18 protein-coding genes are annotated in these 21,316 nt (G+C 62.0%); 13 read left to right on the forward strand and 5 right to left on the reverse strand.

Going from position 1 to position 21,316, the window contains the following annotated elements; translation table 11 throughout:
• The first annotated feature begins 126 nt into the window (after positions 1-126).
• The 5 genes from ABHF91_RS04315 (at position 127) to ABHF91_RS04335 (ending at position 5,695) form a co-directional block, all read left to right on the forward strand.
• The gene (locus tag ABHF91_RS04315; RefSeq protein ID WP_409422236.1) at positions 127-1,380 is read left to right on the forward strand and encodes a maltoporin; all 1,254 of its coding nucleotides are present in this window, start codon (positions 127-129) and stop codon (positions 1,378-1,380) included.
• A gap of 90 nt (positions 1,381-1,470) precedes the next feature.
• Positions 1,471-2,571 (forward strand): arabinogalactan endo-beta-1,4-galactanase, encoded by a 1,101-nt coding sequence (locus ABHF91_RS04320; RefSeq protein WP_409422237.1) that lies wholly within the window; start codon positions 1,471-1,473, stop codon positions 2,569-2,571.
• A complete protein-coding gene (locus tag ABHF91_RS04325; RefSeq protein ID WP_409422238.1) occupies positions 2,568-3,713 on the forward strand; it encodes an arabinogalactan endo-beta-1,4-galactanase in 1,146 nt (381 codons plus the stop codon). Before ABHF91_RS04320 ends, ABHF91_RS04325 begins: the two co-directional genes overlap by 4 nt.
• Positions 3,710-4,747 (forward strand): arabinogalactan endo-beta-1,4-galactanase, encoded by a 1,038-nt coding sequence (locus ABHF91_RS04330; RefSeq protein ID WP_409422239.1) that lies wholly within the window; start codon positions 3,710-3,712, stop codon positions 4,745-4,747. The genes ABHF91_RS04325 and ABHF91_RS04330 overlap by 4 nt, the downstream gene beginning before the upstream one ends.
• Positions 4,748-4,936: 189 nt before the next feature.
• On the forward strand, positions 4,937-5,695 hold the full coding sequence (locus ABHF91_RS04335) for a substrate-binding periplasmic protein (protein WP_409422240.1): 759 nt from the start codon (positions 4,937-4,939) through the stop codon (positions 5,693-5,695).
• A 58-nt stretch (positions 5,696-5,753) separates the two neighbouring features.
• Here ABHF91_RS04335 and ABHF91_RS04340 read toward each other — a convergent pair whose 3' ends face one another.
• The 5 genes from ABHF91_RS04340 to ABHF91_RS04360 form a co-directional block, all read right to left on the reverse strand.
• The gene (locus ABHF91_RS04340) at positions 5,754-6,083 is read right to left on the reverse strand and encodes a hypothetical protein (protein ID WP_409422241.1); all 330 of its coding nucleotides are present in this window, start codon (positions 6,081-6,083) and stop codon (positions 5,754-5,756) included.
• Positions 6,084-6,195: 112 nt separating this feature from the next.
• Positions 6,196-7,203 carry an arabinogalactan endo-beta-1,4-galactanase gene (locus tag ABHF91_RS04345; RefSeq protein ID WP_409422242.1) on the reverse strand — a complete coding sequence of 336 codons (1,008 nt, stop codon included), beginning with the start codon at positions 7,201-7,203 and terminating at the stop codon, positions 6,196-6,198.
• Between the two features lie 158 nt (positions 7,204-7,361).
• On the reverse strand, positions 7,362-7,778 hold the full coding sequence (locus tag ABHF91_RS04350) for a hypothetical protein (protein WP_409422243.1): 417 nt from the start codon (positions 7,776-7,778) through the stop codon (positions 7,362-7,364).
• Positions 7,779-7,811: 33 nt separating this feature from the next.
• Entirely contained in the window at positions 7,812-9,833 is a 2,022-nt protein-coding gene (locus tag ABHF91_RS04355; RefSeq protein WP_409422244.1) for a methyl-accepting chemotaxis protein, read from the reverse strand.
• 344 nt (positions 9,834-10,177) lie between these two features.
• Positions 10,178-11,260 (reverse strand): ABC transporter ATP-binding protein, encoded by a 1,083-nt coding sequence (locus ABHF91_RS04360; protein ID WP_409422245.1) that lies wholly within the window; start codon positions 11,258-11,260, stop codon positions 10,178-10,180.
• A gap of 559 nt (positions 11,261-11,819) precedes the next feature.
• On the opposite strand from ABHF91_RS04360, the gene ABHF91_RS04365 reads away from it, so the two are divergent.
• The 8 genes from ABHF91_RS04365 to ABHF91_RS04400 all read left to right on the forward strand — a co-directional run bounded on the left by ABHF91_RS04365 (position 11,820) and on the right by ABHF91_RS04400 (position 21,100).
• The gene (locus ABHF91_RS04365; RefSeq protein WP_409422246.1) at positions 11,820-13,049 is read left to right on the forward strand and encodes an extracellular solute-binding protein; all 1,230 of its coding nucleotides are present in this window, start codon (positions 11,820-11,822) and stop codon (positions 13,047-13,049) included.
• Positions 13,050-13,124: 75 nt separating this feature from the next.
• Complete coding sequence (locus ABHF91_RS04370) at positions 13,125-14,429, forward strand: carbohydrate ABC transporter permease (RefSeq protein WP_409422247.1); 1,305 nt, start codon at positions 13,125-13,127, stop codon at positions 14,427-14,429.
• 12 nt (positions 14,430-14,441) lie between these two features.
• Positions 14,442-15,293, forward strand: coding sequence for a sugar ABC transporter permease (locus ABHF91_RS04375; RefSeq protein WP_409422248.1), 852 nt, complete (start codon positions 14,442-14,444; stop codon positions 15,291-15,293).
• 16 nt (positions 15,294-15,309) lie between these two features.
• Positions 15,310-16,524, forward strand: a complete 1,215-nt coding sequence (locus ABHF91_RS04380; RefSeq protein WP_409422249.1) for an arabinogalactan endo-beta-1,4-galactanase — start codon at positions 15,310-15,312, stop codon at positions 16,522-16,524.
• 78 nt (positions 16,525-16,602) lie between these two features.
• Positions 16,603-18,657 (forward strand): beta-galactosidase, encoded by a 2,055-nt coding sequence (locus ABHF91_RS04385; RefSeq protein ID WP_409422250.1) that lies wholly within the window; start codon positions 16,603-16,605, stop codon positions 18,655-18,657.
• 78 nt (positions 18,658-18,735) lie between these two features.
• Positions 18,736-19,074, forward strand: a complete 339-nt coding sequence (locus ABHF91_RS04390) for a glucose PTS transporter subunit EIIB (RefSeq protein ID WP_409422251.1) — start codon at positions 18,736-18,738, stop codon at positions 19,072-19,074.
• A gap of 299 nt (positions 19,075-19,373) precedes the next feature.
• Positions 19,374-20,624 (forward strand): arabinogalactan endo-beta-1,4-galactanase, encoded by a 1,251-nt coding sequence (locus ABHF91_RS04395; RefSeq protein WP_409422252.1) that lies wholly within the window; start codon positions 19,374-19,376, stop codon positions 20,622-20,624.
• Positions 20,621-21,100, forward strand: coding sequence for a DUF1566 domain-containing protein (locus ABHF91_RS04400; RefSeq protein WP_409422253.1), 480 nt, complete (start codon positions 20,621-20,623; stop codon positions 21,098-21,100). Before ABHF91_RS04395 ends, ABHF91_RS04400 begins: the two co-directional genes overlap by 4 nt.
• The last annotated feature ends 216 nt before the right edge of the window (positions 21,101-21,316 follow it).

The following is a 21,316-nucleotide window of genomic DNA, read 5'->3' on the forward strand; positions in this document are numbered from 1 at the left end:
TTGTGAGTTCTATCATGTCGTCGAGGGAGAGCTTGTCACTATAATCCGCTCGTGCCAGTGAAAACGCTTACCTGGCAAGTCTGGCTGATATAACAAAGTTACAGTGCAATCACAAAAGGAATCCCTATGAAAGCGAAACTGCTCTCTGCCTCCGTGGCAATGGCCCTCGCAATGACCGCGACCGCCGCCTCTGCGGTCGACTTCCACGGTTACTTCCGCTCCGGCGTCGGTGTCTCCAAAGACGGTGGCACCACAGAGTGGAACAAGAACTACGTTGGCCGTCTGGGTAACGAAGCCGATACCTACGGTGAAATCCAGTTGGGCCAGGAGCTGTACAACAAGGGCGGTGCCAGCTTCTACGTCGACAGCATGATCGCCGTGAGTTCCGATGGCTCCAACGACTGGGAGGACACCTCCAGCAGCGACGCCGACTTCGCCCTGACCCAGTTCAACGTGCAGGCCAAGGGGCTGTTCTCCAGCAACCCGGGTGCCGTGGTGTGGGCCGGTAAGCGTTACTACCAACGTCATGACCTGCACATCGTCGACTACAAGTACTGGAACATCTCCGGTGCCGGTGCCGGTATCGAGAACATTCAGGCCGGTCCAGGGGCCTTCTCCCTGGCCTGGATCCGTCAGGACACCAACAACGCCTCCGGCAGTGAAGGGGCGCTGAACAACAACTTCCTGGATATCCGGTACGCCGGCTTCAAGCCGTGGGAAGGGGCCTGGACCGAGTTCGGTGTGAGCTATGCCCTGAAGAATGCCACCGATGCCCAAGATGACGCCGGTACCTACGACGACATGAAGGACAGTCTGATGGCCACCGCCGAGATCAGCCAGTACTTCGCCTCAACCGGCATCAACGAGAAGTTTGTGGTGCAGTTTGCCAACAACGCCCTGGCTCACAACGTGATCGACCAAGGCGGTGGCTGGATCGATGCCTGGAGTGGTGACAACTCCAGTGCCAAGGGCTGGCGTTTCATCAACAACGGTGAGCTGCCCTTCGACAAGTTCGTGCTGAACTATGTGCTGACCTACGGTCATGCCGAGGATTACGGCGACTACATCGACAAGACCGACATGTTCTCCCTGGTGGGTCGTGCCCAGTACCAATGGACCGATCTCATGAAGACCATCTTTGAAGCCGGTACCTTCACCAAGGACACCGACTACACCTCAGGTTCTTCCTGGAAGGATGCTGGTCAGAAGTACACCCTGGCCCAAGCCTGGTCTGCCGGCCCCGGTTTTTGGGCCCGTCCGGAACTGCGCGTCTACGCTACCTACCTGAAGGACGGTGGCGACGGCGACAACCTGAGCTTCAACAGCAGCGCCGACGACAACACCTGGAACTTCGGTGTGCAAGCCGAAGCCTGGTGGTAAGTGTCAAATTACTTGGGGTAGAGAGAAGGGGGCCGTCAGGCTCCCTTTTTTCATCTGGCGGATGCCGCAGCGACAGAAGGAGAGGGCAAGATGTTGAGCGGGATGATGCGGGGATTACTGGCCATGGCTTGGCTGTGCAGCCTGCCGGCCTGGGCGTTTATTCGCGGCGCCGATGTGTCGGGCCTGCCGCAGTTGGAGGCGCAAGGCGCCCACTACAGCGACGAGCAGGGCCAGGCGGATCTGCTGGTGATCCTCAAACGTAATGGCTTCAATGCGGTGCGGCTGCGGGTCTGGAACCAGCCTGGGCAGGATCCCCGCTTCCCGGCCAACCAGAGCGGCCCCGAGGGCTACAGCAGTCCGGCCCAGGTGGTGGCCATGGCCAGGCGGGCCCAGGCGCTGGGGCTGGAGGTCATGATCGACTTCCACTACAGCGACTGGTGGGCCGATCCCAGCAAGCAGTACATCCCGGTGGCCTGGGCAGACATGAGGGTGCCCGAGATGACCCAGGCCCTGGCGGACTTCACCCGCCAGACCCTGCAGCAGCTGAAACAGGCCGGCGTCACCCCCAAGTGGGTGCAACTGGGCAACGAGATCACCCATGGCCTGCTCTGGCCAGTGGGTAAGGTGCCCCAGTGGGATAATCTGGCGGGCTTTCTCAAGGCCGGTGGCGCCGCGGTGAAGGAGGTCTTTCCCCAGGCGCAGCTCGTCCTGCACCTGGATTGTGGCGGCGATAACCGCAGCGCCCGGCGCTGGTTCGATACCATCACGGGCCTGAACGTGCCCTACGACCTGATCGGCCTCTCCTTCTATCCTGTGTGGCATGGCTCCTTGGCCCAGCTCACCGCCAACCTCACCGATCTCCAGGCCCGCTACCACAAGCCGCTGATGGTGGTGGAGGCGGCCTATCCCTGGACCACCCAGAACGGCGATCAGGAGCAGAACATCTATACCGACACCGGGCCGGAGACGGATCCCATGACACCCGCAGGACAGGCGGCCTATCTGACTCGCTTGAACCAGGCTGTAACCGCCGCCGGCGGGGAAGGGATCTTCTACTGGGCGCCGGAGTGGATACCCACCCCGGGGGCGGGGAAGAACGCCGTCACCGGTTGGGACAACGTCACCCTGTTTGACTTCGACGGCCGCGCCCTGCCGGGTCTGAAGGCCCTGGGCCAGGGAGTGACGCCATGAGTATTCTTGCTGAGTTCACCCATGGATGGCGACGCCAGGCGCTAGTCCTGCTGCTGGCGGTCGGTCCCCTGGCAGTGGCCCAGGCCGCGCCAATTATCGGCGCCGATGTCTCTCACCTGCCGCAACTGGAGGCTGCCGGTGCCCAATTTTATGACCAGGATGCTGAGGCGCCTGAGGACCTGTTGCGGATCCTAAAACGCAATGGCTTCAACCGTATCCGCCTGAAGGTCTGGAACGAGCCGGGGAAATACCCTGTGTTCCCGTCGGATCAGAGTGGGCCGGAAGGCTATAACAACCCGGCCCACGTGGTGGCCATGGCCAAGCGGGCCCAGGCCGCCGGCCTCCAGGTGATGATCGACTTCCACTACAGCGACTGGTGGGCGGATCCGGGCAAGCAGAGCCTGCCGGTGGCGTGGCGCAACCTGGATGCTGCCCAGGTCAGTGAGCGGCTGTATGCCTTCACCTACGCTGTGATGAGTCAGCTCAAGGATGCCGGGGTGACGCCGGCCGAGGTGCAGGTGGGCAACGAGATCAGCAACGGCATGCTCTGGCCATTGGGCCGGGTGCCGCAGTGGGACAACCTGGCGCGCTTTATCCAGGCCGGCGCCCGGGCGGTGAAGGCGGTGTCGCCGAGTTCGCGGGTGGTGCTGCATCTGGACGCGGGCGCAGACAACGCCCGTTGCCGTCGCTGGTTCGATGCCATGGTGGCCCGAGGCGTGCCGTTTGATGTGATTGGCCTGTCATTCTATCCGGTGTGGCATGGCGCCTTGGCCGAACTCCAGCAGAACATGGACGATCTGAGCCGGCGCTACGACAAGCCGGTGATGGTGGTGGAGACCGCCTACCCCTGGACCCGGGACAACGGCGATAGTCAGAAGAACATCTACACCAGCACAGGCCCCGAAACTTTCCCCATGACGCCAGCTGGCCAGCAGGCGTTCTTGCGTGCCCTCTGGCAGACGGTCAAGCGGGTGCCCGAGGGGCGCGGCGCAGGGGTGATCTACTGGGAGCCGGACTTTATTCCCCAAGCTGGGGCGGGCTGGAAGGTCGGTGCCGGCGACGAGTGGGACAACGTCACCCTGTTCGATTTTGCCGGTCGCGCGTTGCCGGGGCTGAAGACCTTTGCGGAGGCGGCACAATGACGGAGTTTGCCAACGGCGCCGATATCTCCTCCCTGCCGGAGTGGGAACAGGCCGGCATGCGCTATTGCGAGGGGGGGGAGCCTCGGGATCTGCTGGCGATCCTGCGCCAGCAGGGGGTGAACGCCCTGCGCATCAAGGTGTGGAACGAGCCGGGTGTGGCCGATGTCTTTCCGGCCAATCAGGGCCATCCCCTAGGCTTCAACAATCCCGATCAGGTCTTGGCCCTGGCCCGCCGGGCCCATGCCCTGGGTTTTCGCCTGATGCTGGATTTTCACTACAGCGACTGGTGGGCGGATCCGGCCAAGCAGTTTATGCCCCGGGCCTGGCTGGGACTGCCTCTGGCTGTCGTTTGCCAGCGTCTGTATGACTTCACCCATGCACTGCTGGCCCGCTTGGCGGCCGAGGGCATCCAGGCGGAGTGGGTACAGGTGGGCAACGAGATCACCCATGGCCTGCTCTGGCCATTGGGCATGCTGCCGGGCCACTGGCCTGCCCTGGCCCAGCTGCTGCGGGCCGGGTGTGCGGCAGTCAAGGCGGCTCAGCCCCAGGCCCGGACTGTACTGCACCTGGACGCCGGCGGTGATGGGGATCTGTATGGGCGCTGGTTCGCCCAGGCCCAGGCGTTGGGGGTGGACTGGGATGCCATCGGGCTCTCGTTTTACCCCTGCTGGCACGGCCCCCAGGCTGCCCTGGCGGACAACCTGGCCCGGCTGGCGGCACGCTATGCCAAGCCCTTGCTGGTGGTGGAGACCGCCTATCCCTGGCGGCTGGATGCGGCGCGCAACCAGCACTGGCTGATGCAGCACACGGGGGCCGAAACCTATCCGGCCAGCCCGGCGGGGCAGGCGGCCTTCCTGCGGGATTTGCGGCGGCTGGTGCAGGCGGTGCCCAACGGCCTGGGCCAGGGGCTCTTCTACTGGGAGCCGGCCATGGGGGCCAAGCCCGGCGAGCGCTTTGGTGTCTGGCAGAACGTCACCCTGTTTGACGAGGGGGGGGAACCCTTGCCGGGTCTGGCGGCCCTGGGGGGAGGCTGACCCGGCAGGCCCTCGCCTCGCCCCTGGACATCGGCTGGCCCCATGTCCACCTGTTTTATTAACCACTTGTTTATTATGGAGTTGTTGATAAGACAGGATTTGATTTTGTGGCAATAATGATTGACATATACTTGAGGTCGTTAATCCATTGGGCCCGGTCACGGCCGGGCCTTGCCACGAGGGGACGGGATGGCACGTCGTGGGGGCTGGTTTTGGATCTGGCTGGGACTGCTGGGCGTGCCGGGCTGGGGCGCGGCCCAGCCGTTGGCCGAGGATGCGCCCATCAGCTTCATCACAGAAGAGTGGGCCCCCTACAACTACATGCAAGATGGTCGCCTGGGCGGGGTCTCGGTCAAGCTGGTGCAGGCCCTGCAGGCGGCGTTGGGCCGGCAGGATCCCATCCGCGTCTACCCCAGCATGCGGGCGAAACTCCTCCTGGAGTCCCAGCCCCGCACCATGATGTTTTCCATGTTCCGCACCCGGAAGCGGGAGACCCGCTACAAGTGGATCGGCCCCATCGGGCGGGACGCCATCTATTTTTACCAGCGCCCGGACAGTGCGCTGCAGATCCACAGCCTGGCGGATGCCAAATCGGTCTCCGTCATCGCCTGCCGGCAGGCGGGCCTCGTCTACAACAGCCTGGTGGCGGCGGGGTTTACCAACCTGGATGCCGGGGCCTACAGCAGTCAGCAGGTGTACGGCAAGTTGCTGCGGGGCCGGGCCGATCTGGCCGTCAGCGACTCGCCCCTGGGGGTGCGCCATCTGTTGCGCCAGTGGGGCTTGCCGGCGACGGCGCTGAAGCAGACCCAGGTGCAGCTACTGGCCTCGGATCTCTATATCGCGGCCTCGCTGGATTTTTCCGATGCGGAGATCGCCCGCTGGCAGGAGGCACTGGACAGCCTCAAGGCCCAGGGCAGGCTGGATCAGCTGTATCAGACGTTGGAATAGCCCGCCACTGTGGCGTCAGGGAGCGGCGTCCCATGGCGGGACGCCAGGCGTGCGCTGATTAGATCAGGGTGAACAACAGGCCTAAGGCGAGCAGGGGCAGGGCCCACCATTTGACGGGGATCCAGAACAGATCGTGTTTGGCCTTCAGCTCCATCTCGGTCTGGGTCTGTTTGTCGATCACCACGCGACCGGGACGGGATTCGAGCTTGCGGCCCAGCCACCAGACCGCCAGTGCGGCCGGTAGGAAGTCCACCAGCCAGACCCAGCTGTGGTTCATGCGAAAGGCCGGCGTGCCGGTCACCTTGTCCACCAGCAGTTCCATGGCTAGCACCATGACCACCACGATAAAGGGCACGGCAATGCCCCAGCCTCGCCAGATAACAATCATTTCGACTCCTTACTCGATCCTTGGCGGGAAAAGCCGCTAGTGTGCGACGCTTGGCTTTCGGATTCAATTGTTACGTTAGAAAAGAGCCCGACCTGGGGCGGGCTCGGTTGAGTTAGTACTTGAGGAAGGCGTCCAGGGCGGTAGTGGGTTTGCCGCTGTTGTCGAAGGCCCCCAGGCTGTAGCCCTGCCAGTTGCTGTAGCTTTCCGGCTCCCAGTAGAAGACCCCCAGCCCCTTGCTGTTGGGGATGTAGTTCATCTTGTTGAGCAGGTCGTTGATGGTGGCGTAGCTGTTGGTGGCATCATCCCAGGGCATGCCCACCTCGACGATCATCACCTCCTTGTCATAGCGGGTAGCCATGTCGGAGAGGTTGTCGAAGCAGAGGTTGTCCAGGGTGAACCAGTCGCCGCCACCGCTCTGGGTGGGGTAGATGGAGGCGCCGATCACGTCCCATTTTGCGCCGTTGTCCGTCAGGCCATCGAACATCCAGCGGAACAGATCGTTGTTCTCGCAGTTGGCCAGGTGAACGATCACCTTGGTGCTGCTATTCACCGCCTTCACCGCATCGTAGCCGCTGTTGATGAGCCAGGCGAAGTGCTGCATGTTGGTGGAGGCCTTGCCGTCCGGCCACAGCATGCCGTTGTTGGTCTCGTTCCCCACCTGTACCCACTTGGGGGTGATGCCGGCGTTCTTCAGGGCGGTGAGGGAGTCGTAGGTGAAGTGCCAGACGTTGTACATCAGGGTATCGAAGGAGGCACTGCTCCAGGCGGTGGGCTTGGTCTGCTGGCCTGGATCCGCCCAGCTGTCGCTGTAGTGGAAGTCGATCAGGATGTCGAAGCCGTAGGCCTTGGCGCGCTTGGCCTTGGCGATCACGTCAGTGATGTTGTTCCAGCCGTCGGTGGGGTTGACCCACACCCGCAGGCGCACGGCGTTGAGGCCATGGGCCTTCAGGATGGGCAGCAGATCCTGCTTGGTGCCGGCATCGTTGTAGAAGCGGTAACCGGCGGCTTCCATCTGGGTCATCCAGCTGACATCCGCCCCCTTGACCAGGGCGTTGGCAGTGGGTTGGTACAAGGCGGCCAGGGTCAGGCCCAGGCCCGCCAGGGTCTTGAACGCTTGCATCGTTTTTGAGTCCTTATGTTATTTCTTCTTGTACTGCTTGGCTTGTAGGGTCTGGCCGTCACTGGCCAGGAGGCGGTCTATCCTTGCGGCATAGCGACTCACTAAGCCTCCTCCTCGGGCTTAGTGAGTCGGGGGGACGGCAAGCCGTCCCCGCGGCCTCAGAGCTTCTTGATGGAGACCTGGATGTGCTTGGGATCCCGGCGATCCAGCACGAAACCGTAGCTGCCGTCAGCCTCCGGGGTGAAGCGCATGTCGCTCCATTGGTAACCGGCCTTGGCCTGGATGGGGGACTCCAGGGTCAGCTTGGCGGTGGGATCGAACTGACCGAAGGTGGTATCCCCCTTCCACTTGGCATCGGCGAACTTGAACTTGTAGGCGCCGTGGCTGGCCTTGAGGTCGGCCTTGGCCATCAGCACACCGGGTTCCTGCTGGGCCAGCTGAGCGGCATCCGGCGCCTCCCAGTTGTTCATCTCGCCGCGCAGGAACAGGGGACGGGTCTCGGCGGTGTCCTCGGCGGCCCAGGCGTTAAGGGCGCTCAGCAGCAGAGTGGCGGTCAGGATCAGTTTCTTCAGCATGGTTGTTTCCTCGAATGAAGGGCAGGCGCCCGGTTACAGGGTAAATTGGCCCACCAGGCGCTGCTGGGCGCCGGAGAGGTCCTGCAGCTGGTGGCTGGTATTGGCCACCAGGCTGATTTCGTCGTGATTGAGTTCGGCAATCTGGTTGATGTTGGCCAGGTTGCGGGCGATCTCCGCGCTGGTGAGCTGCTGCTGCTCGGCGGCGGCGGCGATCTGGCTGCTCATGTCGGTGATCTGATGCAGTGCCTCCGAGATGGCGGTGATGGTGTCCTTGGTCTGCCGGCTGTCGCCGATGCACACCTGCATGGTCTGGCTGCTGGCGGCGATCTCGGTGACCGCCTGGCCCACGCTCTGCTGCAGGGAGGAGATCATGGCCTGGATCTGGGTGGTGGAGTCGGCGGTGCGCCGCGCCAGGTTGCGCACCTCGTCCGCCACCACCGCAAAGCCGCGGCCCTGCTCGCCTGCCCGGGCCGACTCGATGGCGGCGTTCAAAGCCAGCAGGTTGGTCTGCTCGGCGATGTTGCTGATCACATCGACGATGCCGCCGATCTCCACGCTCAGGCCATGTACCTGCTCGATCACCTGATGGGAGGTGCTCAGTTGGCTGGCCAGATCGTTGATCCTGGCTATGTTGCTGTCGCTCAAGCTACGGCCCTGCTGGGCCATGCCGTTCACCTCCACCACAGACGTCATGGAGTGGTTGGCCGCCTTGGCCACATCCGCCACCGTGTGCTCCATCTCCACCATGGCGGTCGCCACGCTGGCGGTTTCGCTGCGCTGTTGCGCTAGCTGCTGATGGGTGCGATCCAGGGTGGCGAGGTTCTGATCCGCCACCTGGGCCAGCTCGTTGGCGCTGGTCACCACCTCACCCAGCATCTGGCGCATCTGCTCGGTCAGGCTGTTCATGCCCAAGGCCAGCTGGCCGAATTCATCCCGCTTCTGATACCCCACCCGGCCCGTCATGTTGCCCTGACACAGGGCGGCTTGGACCGCGAGGATTTCCTTGAGGGGTTTGCGGATGGCGCTGATGGTGCGCCACAGCAGCAGACTGGCGGTCAGCAGGCCGATGGCCAGGCCCCCCAGCAGCACGTACTCCAGGGTGACCAGCTGATGGCGTGTGTCGTTGACCCGACTCTTCAGGCGGGTGTCCACCAGGGCGTCGATCTCCCCCAGGGTGGCCAGTACGCCGTCCACGATGCGGGTGGATTGCTCACTCTGGTTGCGGATGGCCAGGCTCTCCTGACTCAGGGTCAGGTGCTGGCCCAGCAGGCCGTCCTCGTCGCTGGCGGCCTTGAGCAGGGCGTCCAGCCGCTTGCCCAGCATGCCTTCAAACTGGATGGTGCCGCCGAAGGCGCCTTCCTGCTTGAGCAGGGCCGGACCCAACTCCTGGCGCTGGGCGGTCAGCTTCTTGCGTAGCTCCCGGTTGGCATCCAGGCGGCGGGCTACCCGCACTGGATCCTGATCCGCCAGGGCCTCCTGGGTGTTGCTGACCATCAGCTCCAGGTTGTTGGTGAGGCTGCGGCTCAGGGCTACGGTGTAGTGGGCGCCAAGGGGTGCCACCATCAGGGCCAGCTCGCTGGCAAAGTGCTTGCTGTCCTTGCTCAGGCCAGCCTCGGCGGCCAGCGCCTTCTGTCGGGTCAGGTTGTCGGCATAACTGGCGATCAGCCCGCTGGCCAGTTGCCAGTAGACCTGCTGTTGCTCTGCCAAACCGGTCAGCTGTTCCTGGAGTTCGCCATCCTGACCGATAAAGTCCTTGAGCTTGGCCAGATCGGCCTCGAAGGCGGTCTGCCACTGGGTCAACTGGGCCTTGTCCCGGCTCAGTACCTCCGGCTCGCTCTGGGCCAGCAGGTTGCGCAGGGCCTTGTCCTCGAAGAAGAGATCCCGGGTCACGGCCCGGCTTTGTACCAGAGTGGGGGCAATGCGGCCGGCCAGCACATCCACTTGTGCCGCCATTTGCCGACCGGAGAACCAGGCCGCCAGTATGATCAGCAACAGCAGGGCGATCATGAGGCCGAAGCCCCAGGCGATACGTTGAATGATGGAGAGATTCTTCATGCTTACCTCTGATATCGATTACACTGCTGGTGCTTGCATGGCAATTGACCCAGCTAAAGTTGTTAATTGCACTATTATCAGCGGCTTATTGCGAGATGGCTTGGCTGATACCGGTCGGCAATCTGTATACACGTCCCGTTTATACTCCTGTTTCTCGCAGTTATCAGTGAAATCGTTTCACTGATAGTGCGTTAAGTTACAATAATTATTCGCCGAGCGGACAATGCGGTTTTCCCAGCTTGCGAGCGCCGTCTCATTCTTTTTTCTTACCGGTTTGCCATGCCGGACAACAGGCAAAAAAAGCCCCGCAACCGCGGGGCAAGGCGTGGAACGTTTGAGAAAAATCAGCGATTGATGCGCAGGCCGGCTTCGTTGAACAGCAGGGCGTTCTTGGGCTCGAAATGCACGGTCAGCTGTTGGTAGGCCTTGAAGTTGTTGTCACCGGGCAACAGCATCTTGAAGCCGTCTATGCCGTGGCACTGGCCGAACAGGTAGGTGCTGTTGCCCAGGCGCTCCACCACTTCACAGCTAAAATGCAGCCCCAGCCCTTCGCCTTCGGTCACCAGGTGTTCCGGGCGCAGACCCAGGGTGACGGTTTCGCCCACCTTGAGTTCGCTGGTTTCCAAGGGCAGGTCCAGCTGCTTGCCGTCACCCAGTTGGATGCTCAGCTGGCCGGGTTGCCAGGCCAGCACCTTGGCGGGCATGAAGTTCATCTTGGGGGAGCCGATAAAGCCGGCCACGAACTGATTCACCGGCTTGTAGTACAGCTCCATGGGGGAGCCGACCTGTTCCACCTTGCCATAGTTCATCACCACGATTTTGTCCGCCAGGGTCATGGCTTCCACCTGATCGTGGGTCACGTAGATCATGGTGGTCTGCAGCTCCTGGTGCAGCTTGGCGATGTGCAGGCGCATCTCCACCCGCAGCTCGGCATCCAGGTTGGAGAGGGGTTCGTCGAACAGGAACACCTGGGGATCCCGCACTATGGCACGACCGATGGCCACCCGCTGGCGCTGACCGCCGGAGAGTTGCTTGGGTTTGCGATCCAGCAGGTGGGAAAGCTGCAGGGTTTTGGCCACCATCTCCACCTTGTGCCGGATCTCCTCCTTGGCCATGCCATTGACCTTGAGGCCATAGCCCATGTTCTCGGCCACCGTCATGTGGGGATAGAGGGCGTAGGACTGAAACACCATGGCCACGCCGCGGTGGGCGGGGGCGACATCGTTCACCACTGTGTCACCGATGGAGATCTCACCGTCGGAGATCTCCTCCAGGCCGGCAATCAGACGCAGCATGGTGGACTTGCCGCAGCCGGAGGGACCGACGAACACGGTAAATTCGCCATCTTCAATATCCAGATCGACGTTGTGCAGTGTCACTGTCTTGCCGAACCGCTTGATCACATTTTTCAGTCTGATGCTCGCCATCTGGCTAACTCCTTGATGATAAATAAAATTCACATGCGAGACGCTCGCCGGGATCGGGATGGTCACCAGGGGAAGGCCCGTCGAGATCGTCAGTCGCCCAGCGCCGGGATGGTGGCGAAAGGCCCGTTGGTCGTACCCGTTGAGGGCAATATATCAGTGCAGTGTAATCGCTTGCACAAGGTGCTGTGGCTTTTGTGGATAAGATCACAGCCTTGACATCTTGTTCTGGCAGATACAGCGGGCAAACCGTAACGTTAGACCAAGCGGTGTAATCGTTATCCTTGGCGCCGGTTTCCGAAAGCAGTGGAGACAAGGTCAGACAGGATAATGGGGTGGCAAGGGTAAATGACTAATAAAAACAGGTTGTTACCCATTGAGTTTGGCTAGTTATAACTCACTGTGGCCCGGGATGCGTCGATCGTCGTCGGCCGTCAGGTCGGCCACCAAGGTGAAACTCAAGCACCGCCAGCTCGGTGTAACACAAACACAAATAACACATTGGCTATGTGGCTGTAATGGCTAAGACAACACGTAACTGGACAGGAATCGAGGAGCAACGATGAAAATCAAGACTTTAACCGCGGCTGTCATGATGTCTCTGGGCTTGCTGAGCGTGGTGGGGCAGACCGCCCGCGCCGCCGAAGGCGAACTGCTGGTCTGGGAAGATATCAAGAAGTCCAACGGCATCACGGATGCCGTGAAGGCGTTTGAAGCCAAGTACAACGTCAAGGTGAAGGTCATGGAAATGCCTTACACCCAGCAGATCGAGAAGCTGCGCCTGGACGGCCCGGCCGGCATCGGTCCGGACGTTCTGGTGCTGCCCCATGACCAGGTGGGGACCGCCGTGGTACAGGGCCTGATCACCCCCCTGAAGCTGACGCCGGAATACCTGGCCGGTTTCACCAAGCCGGCGGTGGATGCCCAGACCTACCTGGGTCAGGTGTACGGCATCCCCAAGGCAGTGGAAACCATAGTTCTGGTCTACAACAAGGACCTGATGCCCAAGGCACCGGAAACCTTCGAAGAGCTCAAGGCCTTCTCCAAGACCCAGCGTGATGCCGGCAAGTACGGCCTGCTGGCCAAGTTCGATGAAATCTATTACGCCTTCGGCGTCGTCTCAGGCATGGGTGGCTATGTGTTCGGCCCCAACTCCGACGGCTCCTTGAACGTGGATGACATCGGTCTGGCCAACCAGGGCGCAAACGACGCCGTTAGCTACCTGAAGAGCTTCTATGCCGACGGCCTGTTCCCGGCCGGGATCGTGGGCGACACGGGTGCCAACGCCATCGACTCCCTGTTCACCGAGAAGAAGGCTGCCGCCGTCATCACGGGTCCCTGGTCCTTCCAGCCCTACAAGGATGCCGGTGTGAACTACGGTGTGGCGCCGCTGCCGTTGCTGCCCAACGGTGAACACATGCGTTCCTTCCTGGGTGTGAAGGGCTACAGCGTCTCCACCTACTCCAAGCAGAAGGAGCTGGCGCAACAGTTCATCGAGTTCATCAACCAGCCGGAATACGCCAAGGTGCGCTTCCAGGTGACCGGTGAAATCCCGCCGGTTAAGTCGCTGATCGACGATCCCTTGATCAAGGATGACGAGAAGTCCCGTGCCGTGGCCATCCAGGCCGCCTACGCCGTGCCCATGCCCAGCGTACCGGAAATGGGTGAAGTCTGGTCCCCGGCCAACAGCGCCCTGCAACTGGCGGTGACCGGCAAGCAAGACGTGAAGGCTGCCCTGGATGGCGCCGTTAAAAATATCAAGATGCAAATAGAAGCGATCCACGCCAACTAAGGTTGGGACAGTGGATCGGGGGTCTGGGCAGGGCGGTCTTGCCTGCCCAGACCATTTTTGGAGAGGAGGTTAATTGTGGTAGTCGATTCCAGCGCACTCTCGCCCATCGGGGCCAGAACTCATCATGCCAAGGTGGCCGGCACGCTGTCGCTGATCCCCGGCTTTGGCCAGTTTTACAATCGTCAGTATGCCAAGGGCGCGCTGTTCCTGATCTTCCTGGTCAGCTTCATGGGCGTGTTCAATGATTTCCTGCACAACGGCTTCTGGGGCCTCATCACCCTGGGGGAAGAGCTGCCCCGGGACAATTCCGTGTTCCTGCTGGCCAAGGGCATCATCAGCGTCATAGTGGCGGTGTTCGGTGTCGGCATTTACCTGTGGAGCATCCGCGACGCCTTCTTGTGCGGCCAGCGTCGTGACGAGGGGCTGCCCCTCAACAGCATTCGCCGCCAGTATCAGCTGCTGCTCAGCGACGGCTTTCCCTACCTGATGATCACCCCGGGCTTCATCCTGCTGGTGTTCGTGGTGGTGTTCCCCATACTGTTCGGCTTCTCCATTGCCTTCACCAACTACAACCTCTACAACACGCCGCCGGCCAAGCTGGTGGATTGGGTAGGGCTCAAGAATTTTATCAACATCTTCCGCCTGGATATCTGGCGGGCGACCTTCTTCGACGTGCTGCAATGGACCGTGATCTGGACCCTGATCGCCACCACGCTGCAGTGTACCGTCGGGGTGCTGCTGGCCATTCTGGTGAACCAGAAGGATCTGCGCTTCAAGCCCCTGATCCGCACCATACTGATCCTGCCCTGGGCGGTGCCTGGCTTCGTCACCATCTTGGTGTTCGCCGGCATGTTTAACGAGACCTTCGGGGTGATCAACAACGGCATACTGGCTTCCCTGGGCATCGACCCCAAGGCCTGGATGACGGATCCCTTCTGGACCAAGACAGCCCTGATCCTGATGCAGACCTGGCTGGGTTTCCCCTTCGTGTTTGCCATGACCACTGGGGTGTTGCAGGCCATTCCGGACGATCTGTACGAGGCGGCCACCATAGACGGCGCCAACACCTGGCAGAAGCTGACCACCATCACATTGCCCCTGGTGCTCTACTCCATTGCGCCCATCATCATCACCCAGTACACGTTCAACTTTAACAACTTCAACATCATCTACCTGTTCAACAACGGCGGGCCCGCCGTGGCCGGTTCCAACGCCGGTGGCACCGACATCCTGGTCTCCTGGATCTACAAGCTGACCATGTCGTCGTCCCAATACGCCATCGCGGCCAGCATCACCATATTGCTGTCCATCTTCGTGGTCGGTCTTGCCCTGTGGCAGTTCCGCTCCACCAACTCCTTCAAGCAAGATGACATGGCGTAAGGAAGAGCAATCATGAGCGTCAAGCACAGCGTTAAACAGAGCAATTTCGTCCGCCTGGGCCTCTCCTATCTGCTGCTGGCGGCGGTAGCCATCATCATCATCTATCCGTTGATCTGGACGGTGGGGGCCTCGTTGAACCCGGGCAGCAGCCTGCTCAACACCTCCATCATCCCGGACAACCTCTCCTTCTTGCACTACAAGGAGCTGTTCGACGGCACCATCGATTACACCAGCTGGTACTGGAACTCCATGAAGATCAGCTTCCTGACCATGGCCCTGACCCTGGTGAGCGTCAGCTTCACCGCCTATGCCTTCTCCCGCTTCCGCTTCCGCGGGCGGCAAAACGGCCTGATGCTGTTCCTGCTGCTGCAGATGATCCCGCAGTTCTCCGCCCTCATCGCCATCTTCGTGCTGGCCCAGATGCTGGGTCTGGTGAACAGCCACCTGGCCCTGGTGCTGGTGTACGTGGGCGGCATGATCCCCATGAACACCTACCTGATGAAGGGCTACCTGGACGCCATCCCCAAGGATCTGGACGAGTCAGCCCGCATGGACGGTGCCGGTAACTTCCGCATCTTCATCGAGATCATCATGCCGCTGTCCAAGCCCATCATCGCCGTGGTGGCCCTGTTCTCCTTCACCGGGCCCCTGGGGGACTTCATCCTGGCCAGTACCATCTTGCGTACCCCGGACAAGTTCACCCTGCCCATCGGCCTGTACAACCTGGTGTCCCAGAAGATGGGCGCCAGCTACACCACCTACGCAGCCGGGGCCGTGCTCATCGCCGTGCCGGTGGCCATTCTCTACCTGTCGCTGCAGAAGTATTTCGTCTCCGGTCTGACCGCCGGCGGCACCAAGGGTTAATTGCAGAGGAAAAGTCATGATGAAACTGAACAAGAGTCTGGTGTTTGCCGCCCTGCTGCTGGCCGGTGGCATGGGCATGATGGCCCCGGCCACCGCCGCCGACACCGTGCAGATCAAGCCGGTGGCCGGTGAGCCTGCCGACTTCATCAAGGGGGCCGACGTCTCCATGCTGAGTGAGGTGGAGCGTCTGGGGGGCAAGTTCTACAACGCCGAGGGTAAGCAGCAGGATGCGCTGCAGATCCTGAAGGACAACGGCTTCAACTACATCCGCCTGCGCCTGTGGGTGGATCCGAAGGATGCCGAAGGCCACGGCTACGGTGGCGGTAACAACGATCTGGCCAGCACCCTGGCCATGGCCAAGCGGGTCAAGGCCATGGGCTTCAAGCTGCTGCTGGATTACCACTACAGCGACTTCTGGACCGATCCGGGCCGGCAGAACAAGCCCAAGGCCTGGGCCAAGATGAGCACCGACGAGCTGGTGAAGACCATTCACGACTACACCAAGCAGACCTTCGCCGAGTTCAAGAAGGAAGGCGCCCTGCCGGACATGGTGCAGATCGGTAACGAGATCAACGGTGGCATGCTGTGGCCCAACGGCAAGAACTGGGGGGACGGCGTGGGTGGTTTCGACGCCCTGGCCGCCATGCTGAAGGCCGGCGTGGCCGGGGTGCGGGAGAACCTGAGCGATCCCAGCCAGGTGAAGATCATGCTGCACCTGGCCGAAGGCACCAAGAACGACACCTTCCAGTGGTGGTTTGACGAGATCACCAAGCGTGACGTGCCGTTCGACGTGATTGGCCTCTCCTTCTACACCTACTGGAACGGCCCCATCAACGCGCTGAAGTTCAACATGGACGACATCGCCAAGCGCTACAACAAGGATCTCATCGTGGTGGAAGCCGCCTACGGCTACACCTATGACAACTGCGACAACGCCGAGAACAACTTCACCGAGAAGGAAGCCGAAGACGGTGGCTATCCGGGCACCGTGCAGGGCCAGGCCGACTTCCTGCACGATCTGATGGAAAGCATCGTTCAGGTGCCGGATCAGCGCGGCAAGGGGCTCTTCTACTGGGAGCCCACCTGGCTGCCGACCCCCGGCGCCACCTGGGCCACCAAGGCCGGCATGAAATACAACGATGACGACTGGAAGGAAGGCAACGCCCGGGAGAATCAATCCCTGTTCGACTGCCAGGGCCATGTGCTGCCGTCCATGAAGGTCTTCAACTAGGTTTAACGCCGCGGCATCCTGCTCCCCCCTGACTCAGGGCGGCGAGGGGGATGCCGTCTTTTTTCTCACGGAGTCAAGATGAAGAAGTTTCCTCCCTTAAGCGACAAGGCCCCGGTGCTGCTGCACGGTGCCGACTACAACCCGGATCAGTGGCTGGACTGTCCCGAGGTGCTGGACAAGGATATCGAGATGATGAAGCAGACCCGCTGCAACGTCATGTCTGTGGGCATCTTCAGCTGGGCCAGCCTGGAGCCCGAGGAAGGCCGTTACGAATTCGGCTGGCTGGACAAGGTGCTGGACCGGCTGCATGAGAACGGCATCTCTGTGTTCCTGGCCACCCCCAGCGGTGCCCGGCCGGCCTGGATGTCCAAGTCCCACCCCGAGGTGCTGCGGGTCAGCAAGGAGCGGGTGCGGGCCCTGCACGGCGGCCGCCACAACCACTGCCTGACCTCGCCCTACTACCGTCAGAAGGTGCAGCAGCTGAACGCCGCCCTGGCGGAGCGCTACGGCAAGCACCCGGCGGTCATCGCCTGGCACATCTCCAACGAGTACGGCGGCGAGTGCCACTGCGAGCTGTGTCAGGAACGCTTCCGCGGTTGGCTCAAGGCCCGCTACGGCAGCCTGGCCGCCCTGAACCAGGCCTGGTGGGCCACCTTCTGGAGCCACGACTACACCAGCTGGGAACAGCTGGAGTCCCCGTCTCCCCTGGGCGAGGTCTCCATCCACGGCCTGAACCTGGACTGGAAGCGCTTCAATACCGCCCAGGTGAGCGACTTCTGCGCCCATGAGATCAAGCCGTTGAAGGCGGTGAACCCGGACTTGCAGGTGACCACCAACTTCATGGAGTACTTCTACGACTACGACTACTGGCAGCTGGCCAAGGAGATCGACTTCATCAGCTGGGACAGCTACCCCCTGTGGCACAACAGCCAGGACGACACCGAGCTGGCGGTCTACATCGCCATGTACCACGACCTGATGCGGACCTTGAAGGGCAAGCCCTTCTTCCTGATGGAGTCCACCCCCAGCCTCACCAACTGGCAGCCCATCAGCAAGCTGAAGAAGCCGGGTATGCACATCCTCTCGTCCATGCAGGCGGTGGCCCATGGCTCCGATTCCGTGCAGTACTTCCAGTGGCGCAAGAGCCGCGGTTCGGTGGAGAAGTTCCACGGTGCCGTGGTGGATCACGTGGGGCATATCGACACCCGGGTGGGCCGTGAGGTGCAGGCTCTGGGCGAGATGCTGGCCAAGCTGCCGGAGGTGGTGGGCACAGTCACCGAGGCCGAGGTGGCCATCATCTTCGACTGGGAGAGCCGTTGGGCCATGGACAACGCCCAGGGTCCGCGCAACGCCGGGCTCTACTACGAGAATACGGTGAACGAGCATTACCGCGCCTTCTGGGAGCAGGGCATCGCCGCCGACATCATCAATGCTGACTGCGACCTGTCCGGCTACAAGCTGGTCATCGCCCCCATGCTCTACATGGTGCGGGATGGCTTCGCTCCGCGGGTGGACGCCTTCGTGCAGGCCGGTGGCCACTTCGTCGCCAGCTACTGGACCGGCATCGTCAACGAGACCGACTTGTGCCACCTGGGCGGCTTCCCCGGTCCGCTGCGCCCCATCCTCGGCATCTGGGCCGAGGAGATCGACGGTCTGTATGACGGCGAGACCAACAGCGTCAGCGGCCTGGCCGGCAACGCCCTGGGGCTCACCGGTCCCTATCGGGTGACCCACCTGTGCGAGCGCATTCAGCTCGAAGGCGCCGAAGCCCTGGCCAGCTACGGCAGCGACTTCTATGCCGGCGAACCGGCGGTGACCGTCAATGCTCACGGGGCGGGCAAGGCCTTCTACGTGGCCTCGCGCAACGATCTGCCGTTCCAGCGGGACTTCTTTGGACGCATCGCCGCCGATCTGGGTTTGAAGCGCGCCATCGACTGTCCGCTGCCGGCCGGTGTCACCGCCCAGCGGCGTACCGACGGGGAGCAGGAGTTCGTGTTCGTGCAGAACTACGGTCGCCAGGCGGCCTATGTGCAGCTGCCGGCACAGTACCAGGATGCGGTGAGCGGCGAGACGCTGATGGGTCAGCTGGCACTGCCCAGCTTTGCGGTGCGGGTGCTCAAGCGCGCCATCTGAGCCGTGTCGCACTAGGTTACCAGGCCCGCTTTTGGCGGGCCTTTTTATCGGCCGAGGAGCCGCAACAAGGAGGACGCCATGTTGGAACTGCTTAAGAGTAAGAAGCTGCAAGCCCTGGGCGAGGCGGCGGGGGAGGAGCTGGTCAAGGCACCGGATCCGGCCATCCGCGCCCTGTGCGACGCCCTGGGCGGCAAGGAGAACATCTTCAGTCTGGATGCCTGCCTGACCCGGCTGCGGGTACAGGTGAATCAGCTGGGGCTGGTGAATACCGAGAAGCTGCAGCAGCTGGGGGCCATAGGAGTGGTGATCGTGGGCAAGGAGGTGCAGGCCATCTTCGGCAAGCGATCCGACTCCCTGCGCCAGGATCTGGACCGCTGGTTCGGATTGAGTGAGCCGGATCACGAAAAATTACCGTGAAAACGCTTCCTCAATGAAAATGTTTTCGCTATATTAACTACCGAAGCCATTTTGGTTCCACGCTGTATCGGTCGGCAGGAGGCACTTTACCTCCTGCCTTTTTTTTTGCATAAAACACTGATAAAGCAGCATTATCCATATCGTCGCTCTCCTGTCTCACCCCGGCCAGCCAAAAGTGCCTCCCGATGTCTTGATCGAAATTTCACCTGTTGGTTTGTGTAATCGCTATCACATCTTGACCTAACTTCACATGCTACAGTGCCCGCCGACAAAAGGTTGCCAAACGAGGAGTGACGAGCATGTGGCAGACGAACAGGTGGCGATGGCTGGGGATCATGGTGTTATGGGGGGCCCTGGCTGCCTGTGGCGGGGGCGGCGGGAGTACCGGCGATAGCAGCAGCGGCAGTGGTGATACGGACAGCAGCAGCGCTACCAGCCTGGCGGTACGTGGGGTGGATGTCTCCACCCTGACCGAGGTGGAAGCGGCAGGCGGCCAGTTCTATGACGCCAATGGCAGCCAGGTTGATGCGCTCTCCTTCATGGCAGCGCAGGGGGTCAACCTGGTACGGTTGCGACTGTGGGTGGATCCCCAGAGCGCCGGCGGCGAGGCCTATGGCGGTGGTGATCTGGATCTGGACAAGGTGACCGCCCTGGCCAAGCGGGTGAAGGCGGCGGGCATGTCTTTCATGCTGGATCTGCATTACAGCGACTTCTGGACCGATCCGGGCAAGCAGTTCAAGCCCAAGGCCTGGGCGGATCTGGACAGCGATGCCCTGGTGGCCCAGGTGCAGAGCTACAGCCAGGCGGTGGTCGCTCACCTCATCGATAACGGCGTGCACCCCGACTACATCCAGGTGGGCAATGAGATCAACTCAGGTCTGCTGTGGCCCGATGGCAAGAACTGGGGGGACGACGTGGGTGGCTTCGACACCCTGGCGGCGTTGTTGAAGGCCGGCGTGGCCGGTATCCAGCAGGCTGAAAGCGACGGCGGCGTGACCACGCCGGCCAAGATCATCCTGCATCTGGCCGAGGGGGGTAACAACAGCACCTTCCGCTGGTGGTTCGATGAAATCACCGAACGCAGCGTGCCGTTCGATATCATAGGCGTCTCCTATTATCCCTACTGGCATGGCACCCTGACCGCCCTGCAGACCAACCTGGACGACATGGTCAGCCGTTACGGCAAGCCGGTGATGGTGGTGGAGACCGCCTATGGCTTTACCACCGACAACGGCGACAGCCTGGGCAATAACTTCGGTACCAGCGAGGAGACCGCCGGCGGCTATCCGGCCACCGCGGCGGGCCAGCTGGCGTTTCTCACCGATCTGCGCAGCGTCATCGCTGCCGTCCCCGATGAGATGGGGCTGGGCTTCGTCTACTGGGAGCCGGCCTGGTTGCCGGTGGACGGGGTGAGCTGGGCCACCGAGGCCGGCATGGACTACATCGAAACCAGCGGCAGTACCGGCAATGCCTGGGAGAATCAGGCGCTGTTCGACTTCAACGGCGATGCCCTGGCCGGCTGGGCGGCCTTCGCCGAGACGCTGCAATGAGCGCCCGTCTGAGCATGGCGCTGCTGGGCCTCTGGCTGGGGCTGGCCGGTCAGGCGCAGGCGGGCTGCGCGGTGGGGGAGGGACGCTTCGTGATGGACGGCCCGGATCGCTTCATCGACAGCCAGAGCCTGCTGATGTGGCAGCACTGCCCCCAAGGGCGGGTCGGTGCGCGCTGTGGTGACGGCCCGCTGGACGGCTTTCACTGGCGGGGGGCCGTCAGTCGCCAGGGAGCGGTCAACGCCGCTGCCGTGGATGGCGTGCAGGATTGGCAGATCCCCTCGGTGGCGCAACTGCAGGGCCTGTTTGCTACCGCCTGTGGCCTGCCGGCCCAGATCCCCTCCGGCCTGTACTGGAGCCGGGATCCCAGCCCCAAGGCTGGCTACCTGCGCCAGGCCGTGGCGGCGGGCACCGCCGAGGCGATGACGGTGAACGCCGGCACCTTCGGCCTGCACCTGTGGCTGGTGCGCCCCCTGTAGGGCTAGGCCTGCAGCTAGTCATACGTGAATCAATAAAAAGCCCGGCATAGCGCCGTAATGCTGGTCAGTTAAGAAACAGAGATACTCATGAATGGCCGCCAGAGGCAAGCCATCCCCCTCCTAACCTCCCCCTTGGTAAGGGGGAGGAACGATTTTTCCCTCCCCTTGTTCAAGGGGAGGGGGTGGGGTTGGCTTTTGCCTCAAAAAACCGTGTCG

Origin of the sequence: Pseudaeromonas aegiceratis, from assembly GCF_046254905.1 — a bacterium.
GTDB classification, from domain to species: domain Bacteria; phylum Pseudomonadota; class Gammaproteobacteria; order Enterobacterales; family Aeromonadaceae; genus Pseudaeromonas; species Pseudaeromonas aegiceratis.